The 19,477-nt window shown below is 66.9% G+C and carries 23 protein-coding genes; 8 read left to right on the top strand and 15 right to left on the bottom strand.

The annotated features are described in order from the left end of the window. Position 1 precedes the first annotated feature (1 nt). The 7 genes from NQ204_RS03655 to NQ204_RS03625 form a co-directional block, all read right to left on the bottom strand. Complete coding sequence (locus NQ204_RS03655; protein WP_025879252.1) at positions 2-217, bottom strand: hypothetical protein; 216 nt, start codon at positions 215-217, stop codon at positions 2-4. A gap of 752 nt (positions 218-969) precedes the next feature. Further along, entirely contained in the window at positions 970-1,422 is a 453-nt protein-coding gene (locus NQ204_RS03650; RefSeq protein WP_256643103.1) for a hypothetical protein, read from the bottom strand. Continuing rightward, positions 1,419-1,622, bottom strand: coding sequence for a PspC domain-containing protein (locus NQ204_RS03645; RefSeq protein ID WP_106468444.1), 204 nt, complete (start codon positions 1,620-1,622; stop codon positions 1,419-1,421). Before NQ204_RS03645 ends, NQ204_RS03650 begins: the two co-directional genes overlap by 4 nt. Positions 1,623-1,688: 66 nt before the next feature. Further along, complete coding sequence (locus NQ204_RS03640; RefSeq protein ID WP_116862703.1) at positions 1,689-2,057, bottom strand: YfeK family protein; 369 nt, start codon at positions 2,055-2,057, stop codon at positions 1,689-1,691. A gap of 33 nt (positions 2,058-2,090) precedes the next feature. After that, complete coding sequence (gene phaC / locus NQ204_RS03635; RefSeq protein ID WP_116862693.1) at positions 2,091-3,158, bottom strand: class III poly(R)-hydroxyalkanoic acid synthase subunit PhaC; 1,068 nt, start codon at positions 3,156-3,158, stop codon at positions 2,091-2,093. Between the two features lie 6 nt (positions 3,159-3,164). Next, complete coding sequence (phaE, locus tag NQ204_RS03630) at positions 3,165-4,250, bottom strand: class III poly(R)-hydroxyalkanoic acid synthase subunit PhaE (protein ID WP_256643102.1); 1,086 nt, start codon at positions 4,248-4,250, stop codon at positions 3,165-3,167. A 22-nt stretch (positions 4,251-4,272) separates the two neighbouring features. Beyond that, on the bottom strand, positions 4,273-4,887 hold the full coding sequence (locus NQ204_RS03625) for a CDP-alcohol phosphatidyltransferase family protein (protein WP_116862691.1): 615 nt from the start codon (positions 4,885-4,887) through the stop codon (positions 4,273-4,275). Positions 4,888-5,232: 345 nt separating this feature from the next. Here NQ204_RS03625 and NQ204_RS03620 point away from each other — a divergent pair, with 345 nt between their 5' ends. Continuing rightward, positions 5,233-5,883, top strand: coding sequence for a class I SAM-dependent methyltransferase (locus NQ204_RS03620; protein ID WP_256643101.1), 651 nt, complete (start codon positions 5,233-5,235; stop codon positions 5,881-5,883). Between the two features lie 156 nt (positions 5,884-6,039). Here the strand turns inward: NQ204_RS03620 and NQ204_RS03615 are convergent, their stop codons facing one another. The 3 genes from NQ204_RS03615 to ppsR all read right to left on the bottom strand — a co-directional run bounded on the left by NQ204_RS03615 (position 6,040) and on the right by ppsR (position 8,091). Next, the gene (locus tag NQ204_RS03615; RefSeq protein WP_256643100.1) at positions 6,040-6,528 is read right to left on the bottom strand and encodes an NUDIX hydrolase; all 489 of its coding nucleotides are present in this window, start codon (positions 6,526-6,528) and stop codon (positions 6,040-6,042) included. Positions 6,529-6,570: 42 nt separating this feature from the next. After that, positions 6,571-7,083, bottom strand: coding sequence for a DUF1249 domain-containing protein (locus NQ204_RS03610; RefSeq protein ID WP_256643099.1), 513 nt, complete (start codon positions 7,081-7,083; stop codon positions 6,571-6,573). Positions 7,084-7,269: 186 nt separating this feature from the next. Further along, complete coding sequence (gene ppsR / locus NQ204_RS03605) at positions 7,270-8,091, bottom strand: posphoenolpyruvate synthetase regulatory kinase/phosphorylase PpsR (RefSeq protein ID WP_164074306.1); 822 nt, start codon at positions 8,089-8,091, stop codon at positions 7,270-7,272. Between the two features lie 143 nt (positions 8,092-8,234). Between ppsR and ppsA the strand changes: the two genes are divergently transcribed. Together ppsA and NQ204_RS03595 are read left to right on the top strand one after the other, a co-directional pair. Beyond that, positions 8,235-10,613: a phosphoenolpyruvate synthase gene (gene ppsA, locus NQ204_RS03600; RefSeq protein WP_256643098.1), complete on the top strand. Its 2,379-nt coding sequence runs from the start codon at positions 8,235-8,237 to the stop codon at positions 10,611-10,613. A 131-nt stretch (positions 10,614-10,744) separates the two neighbouring features. Continuing rightward, positions 10,745-11,641: a mechanosensitive ion channel family protein gene (locus NQ204_RS03595; protein WP_256643097.1), complete on the top strand. Its 897-nt coding sequence runs from the start codon at positions 10,745-10,747 to the stop codon at positions 11,639-11,641. A gap of 103 nt (positions 11,642-11,744) precedes the next feature. Here NQ204_RS03595 and NQ204_RS03590 read toward each other — a convergent pair whose 3' ends face one another. Together NQ204_RS03590 and NQ204_RS03585 are read right to left on the bottom strand one after the other, a co-directional pair. Then, positions 11,745-12,860: an alkene reductase gene (locus NQ204_RS03590; protein ID WP_256643096.1), complete on the bottom strand. Its 1,116-nt coding sequence runs from the start codon at positions 12,858-12,860 to the stop codon at positions 11,745-11,747. Positions 12,861-13,022: 162 nt separating this feature from the next. After that, positions 13,023-13,895, bottom strand: a complete 873-nt coding sequence (locus NQ204_RS03585) for an EcsC family protein (protein ID WP_116862684.1) — start codon at positions 13,893-13,895, stop codon at positions 13,023-13,025. Between the two features lie 121 nt (positions 13,896-14,016). On the opposite strand from NQ204_RS03585, the gene NQ204_RS03580 reads away from it, so the two are divergent. Beyond that, positions 14,017-14,574: a DUF4189 domain-containing protein gene (locus NQ204_RS03580; RefSeq protein WP_116862683.1), complete on the top strand. Its 558-nt coding sequence runs from the start codon at positions 14,017-14,019 to the stop codon at positions 14,572-14,574. A 54-nt stretch (positions 14,575-14,628) separates the two neighbouring features. Here the strand turns inward: NQ204_RS03580 and orn are convergent, their stop codons facing one another. Both orn and tadA read right to left on the bottom strand, forming a co-directional pair. Further along, positions 14,629-15,201, bottom strand: coding sequence for an oligoribonuclease (orn, locus tag NQ204_RS03575; protein ID WP_116862682.1), 573 nt, complete (start codon positions 15,199-15,201; stop codon positions 14,629-14,631). 75 nt (positions 15,202-15,276) lie between these two features. Beyond that, on the bottom strand, positions 15,277-15,801 hold the full coding sequence (gene tadA, locus NQ204_RS03570; RefSeq protein ID WP_256643095.1) for a tRNA adenosine(34) deaminase TadA: 525 nt from the start codon (positions 15,799-15,801) through the stop codon (positions 15,277-15,279). A gap of 116 nt (positions 15,802-15,917) precedes the next feature. On the opposite strand from tadA, the gene NQ204_RS03565 reads away from it, so the two are divergent. Together NQ204_RS03565 and NQ204_RS03560 are read left to right on the top strand one after the other, a co-directional pair. Then, entirely contained in the window at positions 15,918-16,355 is a 438-nt protein-coding gene (locus tag NQ204_RS03565) for an acetyltransferase (RefSeq protein WP_116862680.1), read from the top strand. Positions 16,356-16,418: 63 nt separating this feature from the next. Continuing rightward, positions 16,419-16,622 (top strand): hypothetical protein, encoded by a 204-nt coding sequence (locus NQ204_RS03560; RefSeq protein WP_256643094.1) that lies wholly within the window; start codon positions 16,419-16,421, stop codon positions 16,620-16,622. A gap of 27 nt (positions 16,623-16,649) precedes the next feature. On the opposite strand, the gene NQ204_RS03555 is transcribed toward NQ204_RS03560, so the two are convergent. After that, the gene (locus NQ204_RS03555) at positions 16,650-17,162 is read right to left on the bottom strand and encodes a GNAT family N-acetyltransferase (protein ID WP_256643093.1); all 513 of its coding nucleotides are present in this window, start codon (positions 17,160-17,162) and stop codon (positions 16,650-16,652) included. Positions 17,163-17,561: 399 nt separating this feature from the next. Between NQ204_RS03555 and NQ204_RS03550 the strand changes: the two genes are divergently transcribed. After that, complete coding sequence (locus NQ204_RS03550) at positions 17,562-18,149, top strand: hypothetical protein (RefSeq protein WP_256643092.1); 588 nt, start codon at positions 17,562-17,564, stop codon at positions 18,147-18,149. Beyond that, positions 18,146-19,453 carry an XVIPCD domain-containing protein gene (locus NQ204_RS03545; RefSeq protein ID WP_256643091.1) on the top strand — a complete coding sequence of 436 codons (1,308 nt, stop codon included), beginning with the start codon at positions 18,146-18,148 and terminating at the stop codon, positions 19,451-19,453. The genes NQ204_RS03550 and NQ204_RS03545 overlap by 4 nt, the downstream gene beginning before the upstream one ends. Positions 19,454-19,477: the final 24 nt, after the last annotated feature.

Here is a 19,477-nt window from a genome sequence, read left to right as displayed (position 1 = left end):
GTCAACGGTAGTGGCGGGCGGCGCGCTGCATGACGATGTCGTCGCGCAGGCTTTCCAGGGCCATCAACCGGACTTTGCCGACACCCTGCAGTTCCATGAACCGCTCGGTGTAGAACTCCGGCCCCAGCGCGGTGTCGGCGCGGGATTTGCTGAAGCCGTAGGGCACCACGCCCTTCTCGCCATCCTTGCTACCACCGACATAGAGAACAATTGCCATGTGATGTCTTCCTCCAAATTGCTACTGCGTACTGCACAGGATGAGCGGTACTTGCGAGCTCATCGGGGTAGAGCTTACCGCGACCAAGCTGACTGGAACGTCACGAAGGCTAATGACGATCGGTTGCATGCAGATGACTGCCCGATCACTGCAGAACGCTTACGGATCTTTAACCTTCGACTAACAAACGGGGGTTTCCAGCCAACGGCGCAGCCCCTCGTGCGTGGCGGAAGTGGGTCAATCAATCGCAAAACCGTCGCGCTGGGCGGTCGGGTCGGATTCGAGGGGGACGCCGTGAACCCGTCCCTGGGGGCTTGGCTGCGGCATCCAGATGGCTGCGGCGTCCGCCACCCACGGAAAAGAAAAAGAGGATCAAAAGCAAAGCAGCCTGGCCGGCCGCTCTTTGCTTCCTGTAGAGCCGATGGCAGCGGCAGGAGCCGCTGCCAACGTCGCCCATGGCGACGGCCCGAAGGGTGCCGGTCAGGACGACCGGCATAGCCCATGCTCGGCTGCCTTTCGCGGGGCAACGGCAAGCCGTGCGCGAGCTCGGCTCCACACAAGCAACCGCAGCGCGCGACCCACTTCTGCTGTTCTTTTTCTTTTCCGTGGCTGGACGCACGGCAACTGTCAGGGGCCGGGCGGGGTGGGTTCGCGGGATCGAACCCACCCCGCCGGCCCAACTCGCAATGCCAGTCGACTGACAGTCGACTCTACCGGCCCCAGCCACGAGGGGCTGCGCCATTGGCTGGAAACTACGGCCACCAGCCATGCCCGAACCGGGCGTAGTGATCCGCCGCCCGCTCGAACGGATTACGCGCACTCACGCCCCCGCACAGCAGGTACACCGGCAGGTACAGCGGGCCCAGCACCAGGTACTGGTACACGTGCGCCCGCTCATGGTCATCCAGCCGGATCAGCGGCTCCACGCCCCACCCCGCCTGGTGCGCGTAGGTCCGGCAGGATATGCCCAAGTCGTGGCCGGTATGCAGGATCACGTTGCCCAGGGTGATCGCCCCGCCCGGCCCCCACGGCCAGTGGTCGAAGATGAGCGCACAATCGCGGCCGCTCCAGCGCAGCTTCGCCCCGCCCAGCAGGCCGGCCAGCCCGCCGATCACGCCGATCAGCGTATTTGGCAGGGTCCAGGCCGCGCCCAGCACCTGCAGCGCGCGCAGCCAGACCGGCCAGGGCCGCGAGCCGGCGTTCAATCGGCCTCGTTCGGGATCAGCAGCCACAGGATCAGGTAGACCAGGATGCCGGGGAAAGCGGCCGAACCGATCGAAACCAGCACGAACAGGATCCGTACCAGGGTGGGGTTCCAGCCGAAGCGATGGGCAATGCCGCCCATCACGCCGGCGATCATCCGATCGTTCAACGAACGCGACAGCGTGCGTGGCGTGGTGTTCATGGTGGCACCTCCTCGGGAACCAGAAAGAGCAGTCGAGCGTGGCCCGACTCTACACCGCGGGTATGTCTACGGCGTGCGTTGACGCAGGGCCTGCAGGCGGGCGCCGAACCAGGCGGCGGCGGTCTGTTCAGCCTGTCCCGGGCACCGGATGCGATAGGCCTTGCCGCTCATGCTGCTCTGGCTGGCGGCGCGCTCGATGAACTGCTCGGCGCTGTCCACCTTGTTCTTTTTCAGCAGGTAGTCGTACTTGCGCTGCAGGTGCGCACGCGCCTCGGCCGCGTCGTGCCAGCTGCCATTGCGCTGGAACCTGCACTGCGCGCCATCGAGGCTGCCGATCAGCTGCGCGATCTCGCGCTGCGCCTGCGCGCCGGGCGCGGCGTGGGCGAGTGGCGCTGACAGCAGTGCGGCGAGGATCAGCGGAATACGGTACGTCATCATTCCCCCAAAGCAGTCGAGCATGGCTCGACCCTACAGGTCGCGGGCCTTCAGCCAGCCATCGATCGTCGCCGGCACTTCGCGCTGCGCGCGGCCGGACACGTAGATGCCGATATGCCCGCCGCGGAAACTGGATTCGGTGTAGTCGTCGGTACCCAGGCGCCCGCGCATCGCGCGCGAGGCATCCGGCGGCACCAGGTGGTCCTGCTCGGCGTAGATGTTCAGCACCGGCAGCGTCACCTGCGACAGATCCACCGCTTCCTCGCCGATCCGCACCGTGCCGTTCACCAGCCCGTTGCCCTGGTAGAACTGCTTGATGAAGTCACGGAACGCCTCGCCCGCCAGGTCTGGCGAATCGAAGATCCACTTCTCCATGCGCAGGAAATCCTCCAGCGCCGCCTTGTCGTCGAGGATGTCGAGCAGGCCTACGTACTTCTGCACGTTCAAGCGGAACGGCTTGAGCATCAGGTAGCTGGCATTCATCAAGTCGGCCGGGATGTTGCCCAGCGTGTCCACCAGCAGGTCCACGTCCACCTGCCGCGCCCAGTGCGAGAGCATGTTGTCGGCAGTGTGGAAATCGACCGGGGTGACCATGGTGATCAGGCTGCCCAGCTTCTGCCGGCGCAGCGCGGCATAGCACAGCGCGAACACGCCGCCCTGGCAGATGCCCAGCATGTCCACCGGGCCACCGCTGCGCGCGCGCAGCGCATCCACCGCGCCATCGATGTAGCGCAGCAGGTAGTCCTCCAGGGTCTGGAAGCGCTCGGAGCGGTCCGGGTAGCCCCAGTCCAGCACGTACACGTCCTGGCCCAGCGCCAGCAGCTTCTGCACCAGCGAACGGTCGGCCTGCAGGTCGACCATGTACGGCCGGTTCACCAGCGCGTAGACGATCAGCAGCGGCGGCCTGCGGGTCGGCGCCTGCTCGCCCACGAAGCGGTACAGCACCACCTTGCCGTCGCGCCAGACTTCCTCGCGCGCAGTGGCGCCATAGTCCACGTCCTCTACCTGCGGCAGCAGCTTCAGCCCTTCCATCAGCTTGCGCTGCATGGCCAGGGTTTCCTGCATCAGGTCATCGGCGTTGAAGCCCAGCGGTCCTTTCATCGGTCGTTATTTCCGCGCGGTGGTGCGGCGTGAGGCGGGCTTCGCCGGCGTCTTCTCTGTTGCCGCCTTCTTGGCAGGCGGCTTGGGCGCAGCGGATTTCTTCGCCGGCGCGGCCTTCTTCGCGGGCTTGCGTGCGGCCGGCTTCACCCTGGCCGGCGCGGGCTGTGCCACCGGGTCGACCTCGGCGGTCCCGACCAGCACGGCCACCTGCGCCTGCAGGCGGCGCAGGCTGCGCTCCAGCTCGGCGATGCGTCGGTGGGCGGCATCCATCTCGCTGCGCGTGGGCAGGCCGATGCGCTCGCTCACCTGCTCGACCTCGCGCTGCAGGCCGGCACGCAGGCGCATCTGCGCGTTGCCGAGCGAGGCGTAGACCTGCTGGAACGCCTCGGACAGGGCGACCTTGGCGTAGGCCTCTTCGGCCACCTCGATCCACAGGTCGAACATCGCCCGCGCACTGGTCAACTGACTGCCCGGTTGTTCGTGCTCGGCCAGGCGCTTTTCGAACAGATCGAAGGCCTCTTCCAGCGCCTGCTTGATCTGGTCCACGTAGGCGCGCGAATGCTGCTGGTATTCCTCCTGCGCGCGCAGCAGGGTCTGCCAGCGCGCCTGGTGCTCACGGCCGGGGCCGAAGGCCGGGCTCTGCAGCCAGGGGCCGGCCTGCACCTGCCACTGCTGCAGCCACGCGGCGAACTCGGGCAGCGCGGCACCGGCCTGGGTGCTGCCGCGTGCACCCTGCAGCATCCACTGCAGCATGCCGTCGCCCTGCCCCTGCACGGCTTCGCGCCAGGCCTGGGCCACGTCGGCACTGCTGGCATCGCGGCCGGCGAATCGTGCGGCCACTTCCTGCATGGTGCCGTACCAGCTCCCGGCCTGCTCGCGGAAGCGGCGCAGCGCATCTTCCGGCGCGCCCTGTCCCTGTTCGGGCAGCAGCTGGGCCCACCAGTCGAACAGGCGCTGCCAGCTGCCCGGGTCATCGCCGGCCGGTGCCCCCGCCGTAGCGGCATGGCGCAGGGCATCGCCCCAGGCGCCGAAGTACTGGCGGGACAGGTTCTCGAAATCGCTGCTGCCGGCGTCGTGGGCCGAGCTGGTCATCGCGGGCCTCCGCTGGGCTGGGTCATGGCTTGGGAATGTGCAGGGTCTTGCTGATCATCAGCGAGCCGGACAGCGCGAACAGCAGCACCATCGGGTGCAGCTGCCACGGGCCGAGCTGCCACTGGCCGAACCAGAGGTCGTGGCCGATGGCATCGGTGCCGGCAGCAATGGCCAACACGATCACCAGCGCCAGGCTGGTCGGGATGGGCGTGCCCTCGAAGTACTTGACCTTGCCCTCGTCGCCGGACATCGCCTCGGCGGTGACGTTGTAGCGGGCCAGGCGGCTGACGCCGCAGCAGACGAAGTAGCTCAGCACCAGCCAGTCCCAGCCGCCCTGCATGCCGCAGGCATAGGCCAGCGCCGCCGGGGCCACGCCGAAGGAGATCACATCCGACAGCGAATCAAGCTCGCGGCCCAGAGTGGAGCTGGACTTGCGCCAGCGCGCGATGCGGCCGTCGAGGGCATCGAAGATGAAGGCCAGCGGGATCAGCGCCATGCCGAACATCAGGTAGCCACGCTCGCCGTCCTGCAGGAAGCGCATGGCGGCAAATACCGCCCCGGTGCCGCAGAAGGCGTTGGCCAGGGTGAACCAGTCCGCCAGTTGGAACTCACGCAGCATCGAGAAATGACGTTTCATGGGGTCTCACGGGGCATCAAGGCAGACAGGGTACCGCGAGCGCCGCCGCCGGTGACAGCGTTGGCATCAGCCGGCCTTCACCCGTACGTCACCCCTCATCACCGGCGGTGAATTTTTCGCCACCCATCTTGACAGCCTAGGGGGGTGGAGCCTGTCGCGGCTTATCCACAAAGTTGCCCACGCGTAATCCACACCCCCTGTGGACAACCTGGTCTCAAGGGCTGCGACGCTGGCCATTTGCTGATCACCTCGACGCGGGGTTTTCCTACTTCCCAATCCACTGACCCGGCGCTATGGTCACCGGCGGACCCGCCGACGCCACGTCCGATTCCTTCTTCATGGACGTTGTCGATGCTGGACGCACGCACCCTGGCCGCGCAGTTGCGGCACCCCCACGGCGAAGCCGCACTGGCCGTGGGCGAATCGATGAACCGCAGCAACGGCGAGCTCAACCGCGCCGCCATCACCCTGCTGGCGGTGGCGCCGGGCGAACAGGTACTGGAGATCGGCCCGGGCAATGCGGCCTACGCGCCCCTGCTGCTGCAGGCGGACGGCAGCCGCTACCTGGGCATCGAGTTGTCCACGGCGATGGTCGATGCCGGCAACCATCATCTGGCAGGTGCCGGCCTGGCCGATCGCGCTGCCCTGCGCCACGGCGATGCCCACGTGCTGCCGGTGGCCGACGCCTCGGTGGACGCCGCACTGGCGGTCAACACGCTGTATTTCTGGCCGAACCTGGCCCCGGTGCTGGGCGAACTGGCGCGCGTGCTCTGCCGCGGCGGCCGCCTGTGCCTGGCCTTCGGCGATGCCGGCTTCATGCGCAGCCTGCCGTTCGCTGCCGATTTCCAGCTGCATGAGCTCGATGCCGTGGAGCTGGCGCTGCGGGTGTCCGGCTTCAACGTCTCGGCCTGGCGCAGCCACCGGGAGACAGCCACCGGCAACGACGGGCAGTCGCGCGACAAGCATTTCCACCTGCTGCTGGCGCACCGGCGCTGAGCCACCCCGCCGCGCCGACAATCCGCCGGGCGTGGCCCGGCGCTACCTGGAGGAGGCGGGCCGAAAATCCGCCGGGCATTGCCCAGCGCTACCCGGAGACAGCTGCATCGGTAGCGCCGGGCCATGCCGGGCGAGCGCAGCGGCGCCCCAATCGCCTCAGAGGCGGCTGAACGCCCAGCTCTGCATGCGCCCGTCCCGGTACGGCATCACCCCGTGGAACGGCCGCGGGTCGGCGTCGAACACCAGTGGCAGGAAATTACGGTCGCCTTCCCACATCGGCAGCGTGTCCAGCTTGTCCACGTCCACCCACTCCAGGGTGCCTTCGTGGTTGCCGCCGTGCGGACTGCCCTCGAAGCTATCGATGACGAACACGAAGCCGAACCAGTCCTCGCCATGCTTGCCGAAGCCCGGCCAGCTGATGGTGCCGCGCAGGCGCATGGCCGTGCAGTCAATGCCCGCTTCCTCGGCGATCTCGCGGCGCATGCCGGCGGCCACGTCCTCGGTCGGTTCAACCTTGCCGCCCAGGCCGTTGTACTTGCCCAGGTGGAGGTCACCGGGGCGGGTGTTGCGGTGGATCATCAGCACCTGGCGACGATCGGGCGAGAGCACATAGCCCAGGGTGGCGACGATTGGGGTATACGGCATGGGTGTGCATCCAGCGGCAGGTCAGCCCCGGATTATGGCCGATCAGCGCACCAGCGACAGGCGGCGCTCGGCCGGCAGCGCGACGCTGCCTTCCGGGTCACGGCGCAGGGTGGCCACGCCGTGGCCGCGCTCGGCCAGGTATTCCAGCCACTTGCCGAGGAAGGTGTTCATCCGCATGCGGTGGCTGATCAGCTCGGCCGGCGGCGGGTACAGGCCCATCGTGTCCTGCCAGCGGCGGCCCACGTAGCAGTGGGTCGTCTCGGCCTGGCGGGCGTCACGGTACAGGCGCACATAGGCCGAGGGGTCCGGCTCGCCGGTCACCGGGTCGGCCAGGTCGTAGGTCAGGCGCAGCTCCACCGTATAGCGGTGGCACTCGATGACGTCCAGGCGCACGTTCAAGCCGTCGCCGACCGAGGAGACGTAGCTGCCAGCGGTCAGTTCGGCCGGGGCGAACAGGCGCACCAGATGCCGGTAATTCTCGGCATACAGGCCCATCAGCCAGCTGAGCCGACTCAGGCGGGGAATGCGTTCGGTGCGGGGCGAGGCGTGGGCCATGGGTCGATCCTACACGTTGGCCATACAACGTGGGGGCTGCATGGCCCCGGCCAAAGGGGGGACGTTCAAACGCCGCCAACCCGCCGACAGCGCTCATGCCTGTAGAGCCGAGCCCACGCTCGGCTGGGCCGCCGGAGTCTGGCCGAAGATCAGCCGAGCGTGGGCTCGGCTCTACAGGGGGGGCAGTCAATACATCTCGCGCTGCAGCCCCAACGTGCCCAGCACCTTGCTGGAAATCTCCTCGATCGAGGTGTGGGTGGTGCTCAGCGTCGGGATCCGTTCCATCTGGAACATCACCTCGGCCGCAGCCACCTCGCGCTTGCAGGTGTCCAGGTTGGCGTAACGCGAGTTCGGGCGGCGCTCCTGGCGGATCTGCTGCAGCCGGTCCGGATCGATGGTCAGGCCAAATAGTTTCCGACGATAGTTTCTCAACCGCGGCGGCAGGCGGTCGCTCTCCAGATCCTCGTCGGTCAACGGGTAATTGGCCGCGCGCACCCCGTAATGCAGGGCCAGGTAGATGCAGGTGGGCGTCTTGCCGGCGCGCGACACCGCCACCAGGATCACGTCCGCATCGTCGTAATTCACCGCGATGCCGTCATCGTGGGTCAGGGCGAAGTTCATCGCGTTGATGCGGCGATGGTAGGTCTCGAAGTCCACCATGCCGTGGGCCTGGCCGACCCGGGCCAGGCGCGGGCTGGCCAGTTCACGCTCCAGCGGCTCGATGAACGGGGCGAACACGTCCAGCATCAGGGCCCCGCTTTCGGCCAGGATCAGGCTCAGGCTCTGGTCGACGCAGGAGTTCACCACGATGGGCCGGACCTGGTACCGCTCCCCCGCTGCCTGGATCCGGACACACGCTTCCCGGGCTTTTTCGGGGTCGTCGATGAACGACATTCGATCAGTGATGAAGCTGAACCCGGTGAACTGCGTGAGCAGGCTATGCCCAATGGTTTCAGCGGTGATACCGGTTCCATCGGAAACGTAGAACACCGGACGGATGGTCGACATACGCGGTTTTCACCCCTCTGAAGCTGAAAATGGTTGCAGCACAAGCTTGTGCCGACGGTACTGCGACCTGCATCATATCGGCTTCTTCCTACGGACGCGGCCATTCAGCCCGCCTCGGGCGATGGCCAAACGGAGCATCGCGCTTGAACGAGAACATCCTGTGGTTGCACGAACTGCGTCTGGGCGATCTGGCCCGCGTAGGCGGCAAGAATTCGTCGCTGGGCGAAATGATCGGCAACCTTGCCGGTCTGGGGGTCTCCGTCCCCGGCGGTTACGCCACGACCGCTGAAGCCTTCAAGGACTTCATTGCCCACAACGACCTGTCAAAGCGCATCTTCGACAAGCTGGCCACGCTCGACGTCGAAGACGTCAACGCGCTGACCGCGGCCGGCAAGGAAATCCGCACCTGGGTGATCGATGCCCCGCTGCAGCCGCAGCTGGACCAGGACATCCGCAGCGCCTACCAGCAGCTGTGCGACGAGAACGGCGGCGGCGAAGTGGCCGTTGCAGTGCGCTCCTCGGCCACCGCCGAAGATCTGCCCGATGCGTCCTTCGCCGGCCAGCAGGAAACCTTCCTGAACGTCACCGGTGCCGACGATGTCGTGCACAAGGTCAAGGAAGTGTTCGCCTCGCTGTACAACGACCGCGCCATCGCCTACCGCGTGCACCACGGCTTCAAGCACGAGGACGTGTTCCTGTCCGCCGGCGTGCAGCTGATGGTGCGTTCGGGCGTCGGTTCCTCCGGCGTGCTGTTCACCCTGGACACCGAGTCCGGCTTCCGCGACGTGGTGTTCGTCACCTCGTCGTTCGGTCTGGGCGAAATGGTCGTGCAGGGCGCGGTCAACCCGGACGAGTACTACGTCTACAAGCCCACCCTGCAGGCCGGCAAGCCGGCGATCCTGCGCCGCTCGCTCGGCAGCAAGGCGATCCGCATGGTGTATTCGGATGTCCCCGGCGAGCGCGTCAGGATCGAGGACACCCCGGTCGAACTGCGCAGCACCTTCTCCATCAGCGACGAGGACGTGCAGGAACTGTCCAAGCAGGCGCTGGTCATCGAAAAGCACTACGGCCGCCCGATGGACATCGAGTGGGCCAAGGACGGTGTCAGCGGCAAGCTGTTCATCGTGCAGGCCCGCCCGGAAACGGTGAAGTCGCGCAGCCACGCCACCCAGATCGAGCGCTTCGCGCTGACTGAAAAGGGCGGCAACGTGCTGGCCGAAGGCCGTGCCGTCGGCGCCAAGATCGGCTCGGGCACCGCCCGCGTGGTCAAGACGCTGGAAGACATGAACCGCGTGCAGCCGGGCGACGTGCTGATCGCCGACATGACCGACCCCGATTGGGAGCCGGTGATGAAGCGCGCTTCGGCCATCGTCACCAACCGTGGTGGCCGCACCTGCCACGCCGCGATCATCGCGCGCGAGCTGGGCGTGCCGGCCGTGGTCGGTTCGGGCAACGCCACCAAGGTGATCGAAGATGGCCAGCAGGTCACCGTCAGCTGCGCTGAAGGCGATACCGGCTTCATCTACGAAGGCAAGCTCGATTTCGAGCGCACCACCACCGATCTGGGCAACATGCCGCCGGCACCGTTGAAGATCATGATGAACGTGGCCAACCCGGAACGTGCCTTCGACTTCGGGCAGCTGCCGAACGCCGGCATCGGCCTGGCCCGCCTGGAAATGATCATCGCCAGCCACATCGGCATCCACCCCAATGCGCTGCTGGAATACGACCGTCAGGACGCCGCGACGAAGAAGAAGATCGACGAGAAGATCGCCGGTTATTCCGATCCGGTCGGCTTCTACGTGGACCGTCTGGCCGAAGGCATCGCCACCCTGACTGCCTCGGTCGCACCGAATCCGGTGATCGTGCGCCTGTCGGACTTCAAGTCCAACGAGTACGCGAACCTGATCGGCGGCAGCGGCTACGAGCCGCACGAAGAGAACCCGATGATCGGCTTCCGCGGCGCCAGCCGTTACGTCGACCCGAGCTTCTCGGCCGCCTTCGCGCTGGAGTGCAAGGCCGTGCTGCGCGTGCGCAATGAGATGGGCCTGGACAACCTGTGGGTCATGATCCCGTTCGTGCGCACACTGGAAGAAGGTCGCAAGGTCGTTGAGGTGCTGGCCCAGAATGGCCTGAAGCAGGGCGAGAACGGCCTGAAGATCATCATGATGTGCGAAGTGCCGTCCAACGCACTGCTCGCCGATGAGTTCCTGGAGATCTTCGACGGCTTCTCGATCGGTTCCAACGACCTGACCCAGCTGACCCTGGGCCTGGATCGCGATTCGTCCATCGTCGCGCACCTGTTCGACGAACGTAACCCGGCGGTGAAGAAGCTGCTGTCGATGGCCATCAAGGCCGCGCGCGCCAAGGGCAAGTACGTCGGCATCTGCGGCCAGGGCCCGTCCGATCACCCGGATCTGGCCGAGTGGCTGATGCAGGAAGGCATCGAGTCGCTGTCGCTGAATCCGGACACCGTGGTCGACACCTGGCTGCGCCTGGCCAAGCACAAGGCCAACGGTTAATCCGTTGATGGGCTGACGTCGCTTTCATTGGCGTCCGCCCATACTGCAGCTGCACGCACGCCCCGCCTCTGCGGGGCGTGCCTGTTTCTGGCGTCTGCACACGCCATGACCATCGCTGCAAAGGAGCCCGCATGACCGCCGCTGCCGTCCCGCCCGTCCCCGCCGCCACGTCCTGGTTCCATTCGCTCGACTGGGAACGCCTGCTGGAAACCTACGGCGTACCGTTGCTGGCGGCCATCGTCGTGCTGCTGGTCGGCATGTGGGTGGCACGACGCCTGTCCAATGCGCTGCCGCGCGCGACCTCGCGCATGGGCATGGACCCGATGCTGGGCAGCTTCCTGCGCAACGTGGTCTATGCCGCCTCGCTGGTGATCGTGGTGGTGCTGGCCATCGGCACGCTGGGCGTGCAGATCACCCCGCTGCTGGCCGTGCTCGGCACCGCCGGCCTGGCCGTCGGCCTGGCCCTGAAGGACTCGCTGTCCAACATTGCCTCCGGGGTGATGCTGGTGACCCTGCGTCCATTTCGCGTAGGCGATGTGGTGACCGTGGCCGGGCAGACCGGCACCGTGCGCGAAGTGCGCATCTTCCAGACCGTCATCACCGGCGCCGACAACCAGCACACCACCATCCCCAACACGCTGATCACCGCCGCGCCGATCATCAACCTCACCGCGGAGCCGACCCGCCGCGTCGAACTGGTGATCGGCATCGGCTACGAAGACAACATCCAGCTGGCACGCGAAACCGCCATCGCCTTGATGAAGGCCGACAGCCGCGTGCTGCCCTCGCCCGAGCCGGACGTGGTGGTGTACGAACTGGGCGACCACGCGATCAAGCTGGGCATCCGCTGCTTCACGAAGTCGGCCGACCAGTTCGGCACCAAGGTCACCCTGCTGGAACAGATCAAGCTGGGCTACGACAACGCCGGCATCAACATTCCCTACCCGCAGCAGGACATGCACCTGTACCTGCATGGCAAGGACGGCGGCGTGGTCGAGGCCGATGCGCTGGTGCGCGACAAGCCCTGATTGTCGAGGTAGCGCCGGGCCATGCCCGGCGGAGTTCGTTGATGCCGCGCGGTGCGCTCACCGGGCATGGCCCGGCGCGATCGGCATCCACCACCGATCGGCGTCAGGCCTCCGCGGCCTCTTCCAACGCCGGGTAATCGATGAGCCCGGCGGCGCCGCCACCGAAATACGTCGCGCGATCCGGCGCATTCAATTCCGCGCCCACCCGCAGCCGCTCCGGCAGGTCGGGATTGGCGATGAACGGCCGACCGAAACCGATCAGGTCCGCCCAGCCCCCGGCCAGCGCCCGCTCGGCACGCTCGGCGGTGTACTTGCCGGCGTAGATCAGCGTACCCGGGTAGACCATGCGCAGTGCCTGTTTGAACGCGACCGGCATCAGCGGCGCATCCTCCCAGTCGGCCTCGGCGATGTGCAGGTAGCCCACGCCCAGCTCGCCCAGCAGGTGCGCGGCGGCCAGGTAGGTCGCCTGCGGCGTATCATCCACCGCGCCCTGCAGCGTGGTCAGCGGCGCCAGGCGCACGCCGACGCGCTCGCCCCCGGCCACGGCCACCACCGCCTGCACCACCTCGCGCAGGAAGCGCAGGCGGTTCTGCAGTGCGCCACCGTAGCCGTCGGTGCGCTGGTTGGCCTGCGAATCGATGAACTGGTTGATCAGGTAGCCATTGGCGCCGTGCAGCTCCACACCATCAAAGCCTGCGGCCAGCGCATTGCGGGTGGCCTGCGCGTAGTCGGCGATGATGCCCGGAATCTCGCTCTCGGCCAGCGCACGCGGCATCGAGTGCTGGATCATCTCGCCCACGCCCGCCTCGGGGCCGGCGCCGGTCGGGTCGACGAATACCTTCACCCCCTCGGCCAGCAGCGCCGAGGACGAGACCGGCGCCGCGCCATCGGGCTGCAGGGCGACATGGGAGACGCGACCGACGTGCCACAGCTGCGCGTAGATGCGGCCACCGGCCGCATGCACCGCATCGGTCACTTGCCGCCAGCCCTGCACCTGTTCCTCGCTGTGGATGCCCGGGGTCCAGGCATAGCCCTGCCCCTGCGGGCTGATCTGGGTGCCTTCGCTGACGATCAGGCCGGCACCGGCGCGCTGCGCGTAGTACTCCGCCATCTGTGCGGTGGCGACGTTGCCGGCGGCTGCCCGCGAACGGGTCATCGGCGGCATCACGATGCGGTTGGGCAGCAACAGCGGGCCCAGAGTGTGGGGGGTGAACAACATGGCGCATTCTCTTGCGGCGGGACTGCCCGCAAGAATGGGGATGAGGCGTGGCCCGCAACAGGCGCGGATGGGCAAAACAGTTGTGCCGTGGAGGCAAGGGTGGAGGCGGGGGGCGGATCCCTTTCCGCAGGTAAGGGCTCTGACCCCGTTTGCAGACCCCGGTTACAGCGTCGGCTCGATCTTCAACGCACCATGAGCCACCCGGTCATAGCAGGTGCGCACCACATCCTCGCCGTACTTCAGCTCCAGCCGGCGCACGATGAAATGACCGCGTGCCATGTCCTGGTAGTAGTCGGTGAACATCGTATTGAGGGTGGCGCCAGCCGCAGCACCCACGATCGGCACCGCCTGCGCGGCGAACTTCTCGGTTACCACCACGCCGAAGCGCGCGGCCACTTTCTCCACCAGCTTGGCCAGCAGCTTGCCGGCCTCCTTTGGTGCCACGCCCAGAGTCAGGTCGCGGCCGGTCACCACGCGCCCGGCCAGCTCGGCAGACAGGTGGCGCATCACATCGGTGGTGAAGCCACGGGCCAGGTAGTAGCCAGTTTCGCTGGCATCGTCGCGCGGCGAGTTGCCACCCAGCGCGAACACCTCCAGACAGGCCTGGCGGGTGCTGAAGTGGGCCAGGTCGAAGCCCTCGCTGCGGGCTACGTCGGCCACGGCGCGCATCATGATGGTGGTCGACACCGGCAGCTCGATGAACAGCGCGGCGAAGCCGAACGCACCGCCCACCGCACCGGACGTGGCCGCCGCCAGCTTGTGCCAGCGGGTCGAGGCCGATTTGCCCGGCGTATTGCCCATGCTCCACAGCGCGGCCTGCGCGGATTTCGACAGTGCCGCCTCGACCGCACCATGGATGCGCCCGGAAATGGACTTGGGCAGGGCCTTCACCGCGAACTCCAGCGGCGTACCGACCAGATTGGCCATGCGCGCGGTGATCGTCGGCGCTTCCAGCAGGACGACCGCCCGCTGCAGGTCGGCCCAGTCCTGGGCATCGTGGGCGATATCGCGGGGCAGCAGGATGGGCTCGTTCATGGGGCCGATCATAGCGCCGGCCAGTTGAACGTCTGGTGGTGGTCACGTGGGCGCGGGGCTATGGTCGCCAAAGCCGCCCCATCTGCCGAGCGGCCTGGATGAATCATCACAAGGACGCGCCATGCACGTACGATTGCTGCTGCTCTGTACCCTCTTCCTGGCTGGGCTGGGCATTTCACAACACGCCAAGGCTGAAGGCCGCTGCCCGCCGGGGCAGTACCCCATCGGCAGCGCCAATGGTGTCCTGGGGTGCGCCCCGATCCCGGGCGCCGGTGACAGCGGCGGCAGCAACGCGCCGCCCCCCTACATCCAGTCAGTGAAGATGGTTCCGCGCTGGATCAGCTATGCGCGCTCGCCAGATGGCCTGGTGATGGGCTGGAGCGTTCGCCAGCACAAGGAAAGAGCATCCGACAGGCAGGCACTGAAAGCCTGCAACAAGCGCAGCGGACAGAAATGCGAGATCGTCGCCAGGGTGACAAACGAGCAGTGCGCCTATGCGATGGTCCACAGGGACACCAGCCAGCTTGAAGTCGTGCTGGGTACCGATGTAATGGAGCTGCCCCAGGAAGTCGCGCAACGCTCATGCCCCAATGGCTGCCGGAACATTCAGTTCGAGTGCGCGCGACCGTTCGACGTGCACGACGGTGCGCCAACCTACGGGCCGAACTGGTATCCCTGAGGCAAAGCGCTTCGCTTCGGCGCAGCGGTGCCGGCCAGCGGCCGGCACTGCCGATCAGGCGGTCGGCAGGCCCGACAGCGCGCCCATGAACTGGCGGTAGTGGCGCAGCTCGGCAATCGAGTCGTGCACGTCGCTCAGCGCGGTGTGGTTGCTGTTCTTGGCCAGGCCGGCAGCCACCGTCGGCGCCCAGCGCTTGGCCAGTTCCTTCACCGTGGACACGTCCAGGTTGCGGTAGTGGAAGTACTTTTCCAGGCGCGGCATCTGCCGGTGCAGGAAGCGGCGGTCCTGGCAGATCGAGTTGCCGCTCATCGGCGAAACGCCGGCCGGAATCCACTCCGCCAGGAAGTTCACGGTCTGCGCTTCGGCCTGGGCCAGGGTGGTGGTGCTGTCCAGCACGCGCTGCCACAGACCGGAACGACGGTGCTGGTTGCGGTTCCACTCGTCCATCGCTTCCAGCGTTTCCAGCGAATGGTGGATGGCGAATTCCGGGCCTTCGGCCAGCACGTTCAGCTGGGCATCGGTGACCACGGTGGCGATCTCGATGATCGAATCGTTGTCGGTATCCAACCCGGTCATTTCCAGGTCGATCCAGATCAGTCGCTCGTTGGCCGCGCCGTTCTCCACCATCGTGTCGCCTCGTTGCTGGGCAGGCAGGACGCCCACCGGAAAAGGAAAGAGGCGCCCATCATACCCTTTCGCTGCTCAGGCCTCGCCGGCATGGTCTTGCAGCAGCAGCGGCGGCTTGCCACGCTTGGCCCGGAAGTAATTGGTCAGGCGCAGGCTGGCCTCCTTGGCCAGCACGCCGCCGTGGATCTCCACCCGGTGGTTGTGGCGGTCATCGCCCAAGAGGTTGAACACGCTGCCGCAGGCGCCGGTCTTGGGGTCGCTGGCACCGTAGACCAGCCGTGCCACCCGCGCGTGCACGATGGCCATGGCGCACATCGCACACGGCTCCAGCGTCACGTACAGGGTGCTGCCGATCAGCCGGTGGTTGGCCAGCGCCTTCCCCCCCTCGCGCATCGCCACGATCTCGGCATGCGCGCTGGGATCGTGCGAGGCGATGTTGAGGTTCCAGCCCTCGCCCAGCAGCTGGCCATCGGCGCCCACCAGCACCGCGCCCACCGGAATCTCGTCGAACTCGTGCTGCGCGCGTTCGGCCAAGGCCAGCGCGTGGCGCATCCAGTGTTCGTCGGCGTCGTGCACAGGCACGCCCAGGGTGTCGGTCATGAGGGTTCTCGGCGTCAGGCAGTTCACGCGGCGGCAGTGTAGCGCGCTTCGGCCAACGCCGACCCGCAGGGGCCTGCACCGCTAGACTGGCGTTCCGCAGCACCTTGAGCACGTCCATGAACACACTCCGTCCCTCGCGCGCCTCCGACGGCGATGCTGTTGTCGATCTATGGCGCCGCGCCGTGGATGCCACCCACGATTTCCTCAGCGCTGAGGATCGCCGCGCCATCGATGCCGAAGTGGTCGGCTTCCTGCCACAGGCGCCGCTGCTGCTGGCCGTCGACGTCGAGGATGGCCCGCAGGGCTTCATGCTGCTTGATGGCAGCCATATGGAAGCACTGTTCATCGACCCGGAGGTGCATGGCCAGGGCATCGGCCGGCAACTGGTCGAGCGCGCACTGGCCCAGCACAGCACGCTGACCACCGACGTCAACGCACAGAACGCGCAGGCGCTGGGCTTCTACCTGCGCATGGGCTTTGTCGAAACCGGGCGTTCAGAGGTGGATTCGCAGGGCCGCCCCTACCCGCTCATCCATCTGCGCCACGGCGGCTGATGCCAGCGTGGGCGCACCGGCATGCTAGTGTCGATGCCCCTTCACTGCAGGAAGCAACACGACATGGGTGGAAGTGTATTTGCAACGCTGGTGACGCTGGCACTCGCGATCATCTGGGTCTTGGTGCCATTCGCAATCTTCGGCGTGCGCCGCCTGCTGGGCGAACTGCTGGCCGAACAGCGCCGCACCAATACCCTGCTGGAATACATCGGCGGCGACCGCATTCCGCCGCCGGAACCGGAACCCACGCCCTGGCGCGCGCCCTGACTGCAGCACCGCTTGCCCGCCCGCGTACTAGCCGGGCGGGCCGGCCTCGAACGCGGGCGAGTAACTGACCTCGCCACGCGGCATCGGCGCCTGCAGCAACAGCGCCTGGAAATACTCCGCTGGCACCGCGGGTAGCACCAGACCCGGCACGCAGCGGAAGCCAAAGCGGCCGTAATAGGCCGGCTCGCCCAGCAGCACGCAGCCGCGCGCACCGATGGCCTGCAATGCATCCAGTGCAGCCTGCATCAGCACAGCGCCGACACCCTGCCCCTGATGCGGCGGGTCCACTGAAATCGGCCCCAGGCCGAACCACCCCTCGCTGCCATCGCTGATCGCCACCGGCGACACCGCCACGTGGCCCATCACCTGCCCGTCCCGCACCGCCACCTGCGAGACCACCAGTTCGCCGCGCTCGCGCAGTGCATCGACGATGTACTGCTCGGTGTAGCTGCTGTGCGCCGCGTCCTTGAAGGCTGCCGCCGTCACCGCATGGATGGCCGCGATGTCGGCCGGCGTTTCAGCACGGATGGCGTAGGTCATGGCACGTTCGAACGCGGAGTGAGGGGTGGTGACAAGCATGCCTGCAATGCGCGCGTGCGGCACACAGCGGCCTGAGTCACCAATGTGAATTGACCAACCCCATCACGATTCGGCTGATCCATCGACGGAAAATGCCAATATCCCGGCACATTCACCGGAGAAACGGTGGAATATCGTCAAGAAGCCGTCCCATAATCGAGACGTCCTGCTGCCAAGGAACGGAAACCTATCGTGTTTTCCCGTCGCACCGGCCATGACCAGGAACGTCCTTCGACAGGTCGCCTTATGACCTGTCATCCCTGCTTTCCACCCACCGCTTCCAGCGCCCGATGGCGCAGCACCCTGCTGCTGCCGGGCACACTGCTGCTGATGCTGGTTGCCTGCCGAACGGAGATCGCCATGACCCAGGAACTCGGCCCCGCCGCCGCCGATGTCGCCCAGGGAGGGCGTGGCCTGGCCAAGCTCAACCCGTCGCCCAGCCGGGCCTACGAACTGGTGCTGAAGCTGCAGAACGCACCGGGCGGTTTCGCCTTCGTCGAAGGCGTTGCCCAGTACGACGTCAGCAACGAGGAACAGTGCGGCTACATCGAACCGGAAACCGGCGTGGCTGCGCGCATCACCAGCCAAGAACCGGTGACCCTGCGCAAGGTGGCCGATGACGAATACCGCGGCACCGTCTACCTGGACCGCATGCTCGACGAGGACTACTACGGTCGCGGCGTCTGCAACTGGGTGTTCAGCGGTGCCGGGGCGATGCTCAAGGCGACCGGCGCCAACGGCGAGACACGCTTCCTGTCCTTCCTCGGCGCCGAGCCGTTCGTGCAGGGGCAGACCGAGACCCGGCACTACCTGCGTGGCGACTATCCCCGCGTGGCCGAACTGCCCGACTACGGCGCTACCGGCCAGCAGGATCCCAGCCGCTTCCGCGCCGAGCTGCGCGACCAGCTGTTCTCCGCCTCGTTGACTGCCAACGAGGTGCGCCCGTGACCCTTGCCAGCCAGGACTACGCCGCACTCTCCAGGGATGCCTACCGCGACGAACGGGTGGGCCGCCACGCGCCCGGCCAGGAACAACCGGTCCCGCTCAATGGCCACCCGTACCGTGTGCTGGAGCACGTCAACAACCGCCTCACCGGTTACCAGGGCACGATCTACCAGCGCGTGGACACCGACGAGATCGTGGTGGCGCACCGCGGCACCGACCAGATCGTGCGCGATGGCCTGCTCACCGATGCCGGCATGGTGGTGATGCGCCGCAATCTGCAGGCCGACGACGCGCTGGAGCTGACCCGTCGCGCACTCGAGTACGCCAACAAGCAAGGCCGCGATCTCGGCCACACGCCGGAGGTGACCGTCACCGGCCACTCGCTGGGCGGCACCCTGGCGCAGGTCTCCGCGCACCACTTCAACCTCAAGGGCGAGACCTTCAACGCCTATGGCGCGGTCAGCCTGACGTACCGCGTTCCCGAAGGCGGCGACAACCTGATCAACCACGTCATGGCCGCCGACCCGGTGAGCTCAGCCTCCCAGCATTTCGGCCAGGTGCGCATGTACGCCACCGAAAAGGAGATCGACACGCTGGGCAACTGGGGCTTCAGCAACAGCCGCTTCCGCATGCTCATCCCCGACAGCGCGGTAGGCGCGGCGGCGTCCTCGCTGAGCTCGCACCAGCTGGACAACTTCCTCGGCAACGATTCGGTATTGAACAAGCCGGAAAGCCAGAAGCTTGCGCGGCAGAACGCGAACATGATCAATGAGTACCGCGACGATGTCATCCGCATACGCCGCGGTATCACCATCGGCGCGCGTGGCATCACCGGCAACCTCTACGACCTGTACGACACTGCGCGCGGGCCGCTGCAGGCCGGCGAACCCGAAGCGCGCGACGCGGCAAAGGAAGGTCGCGCCAGCCTGGCCCACCCCGACCATGTCGGCAACCCGCTGTACACCGATGCACTGCGCGGCGTGCACGCGCAGGACGCGCGCGTGGGCCGCACACCGGATGCCGGCAGCGAACGCCTGGCTGGCTCGTTGGCGGCAGAAATGCACGCGGCCGGCGGCCAGCGCATCGACGAGGTGGTGATGAGCAATGATGCGTCGCGCAGCTTCGCGGTGCAGGGCCAGGGCGGTGACCCGGGTCACCTGCGCGTGTCAGTCGATACCGCTGCGGGGATGAACACGCCGCTGGAGCAGAGCAGCCAGCGCGTGGAGCAGCTGGCCGCTCAGCAGCGCCAGGCACAGGACGTAGCGCTGGAGCAGTCGCAGCAGCACGCGCGCCCGCTGCACGCCTGAGCACGTCTGCCCGGCCGACATAGG

Origin of the sequence: Stenotrophomonas testudinis, from assembly GCF_024499815.1 — a bacterium.
In the GTDB taxonomy this organism is placed as follows: Bacteria; Pseudomonadota; Gammaproteobacteria; order Xanthomonadales; family Xanthomonadaceae; genus Stenotrophomonas.
This window is presented reverse-complemented; position numbering and strand designations above follow the sequence as displayed.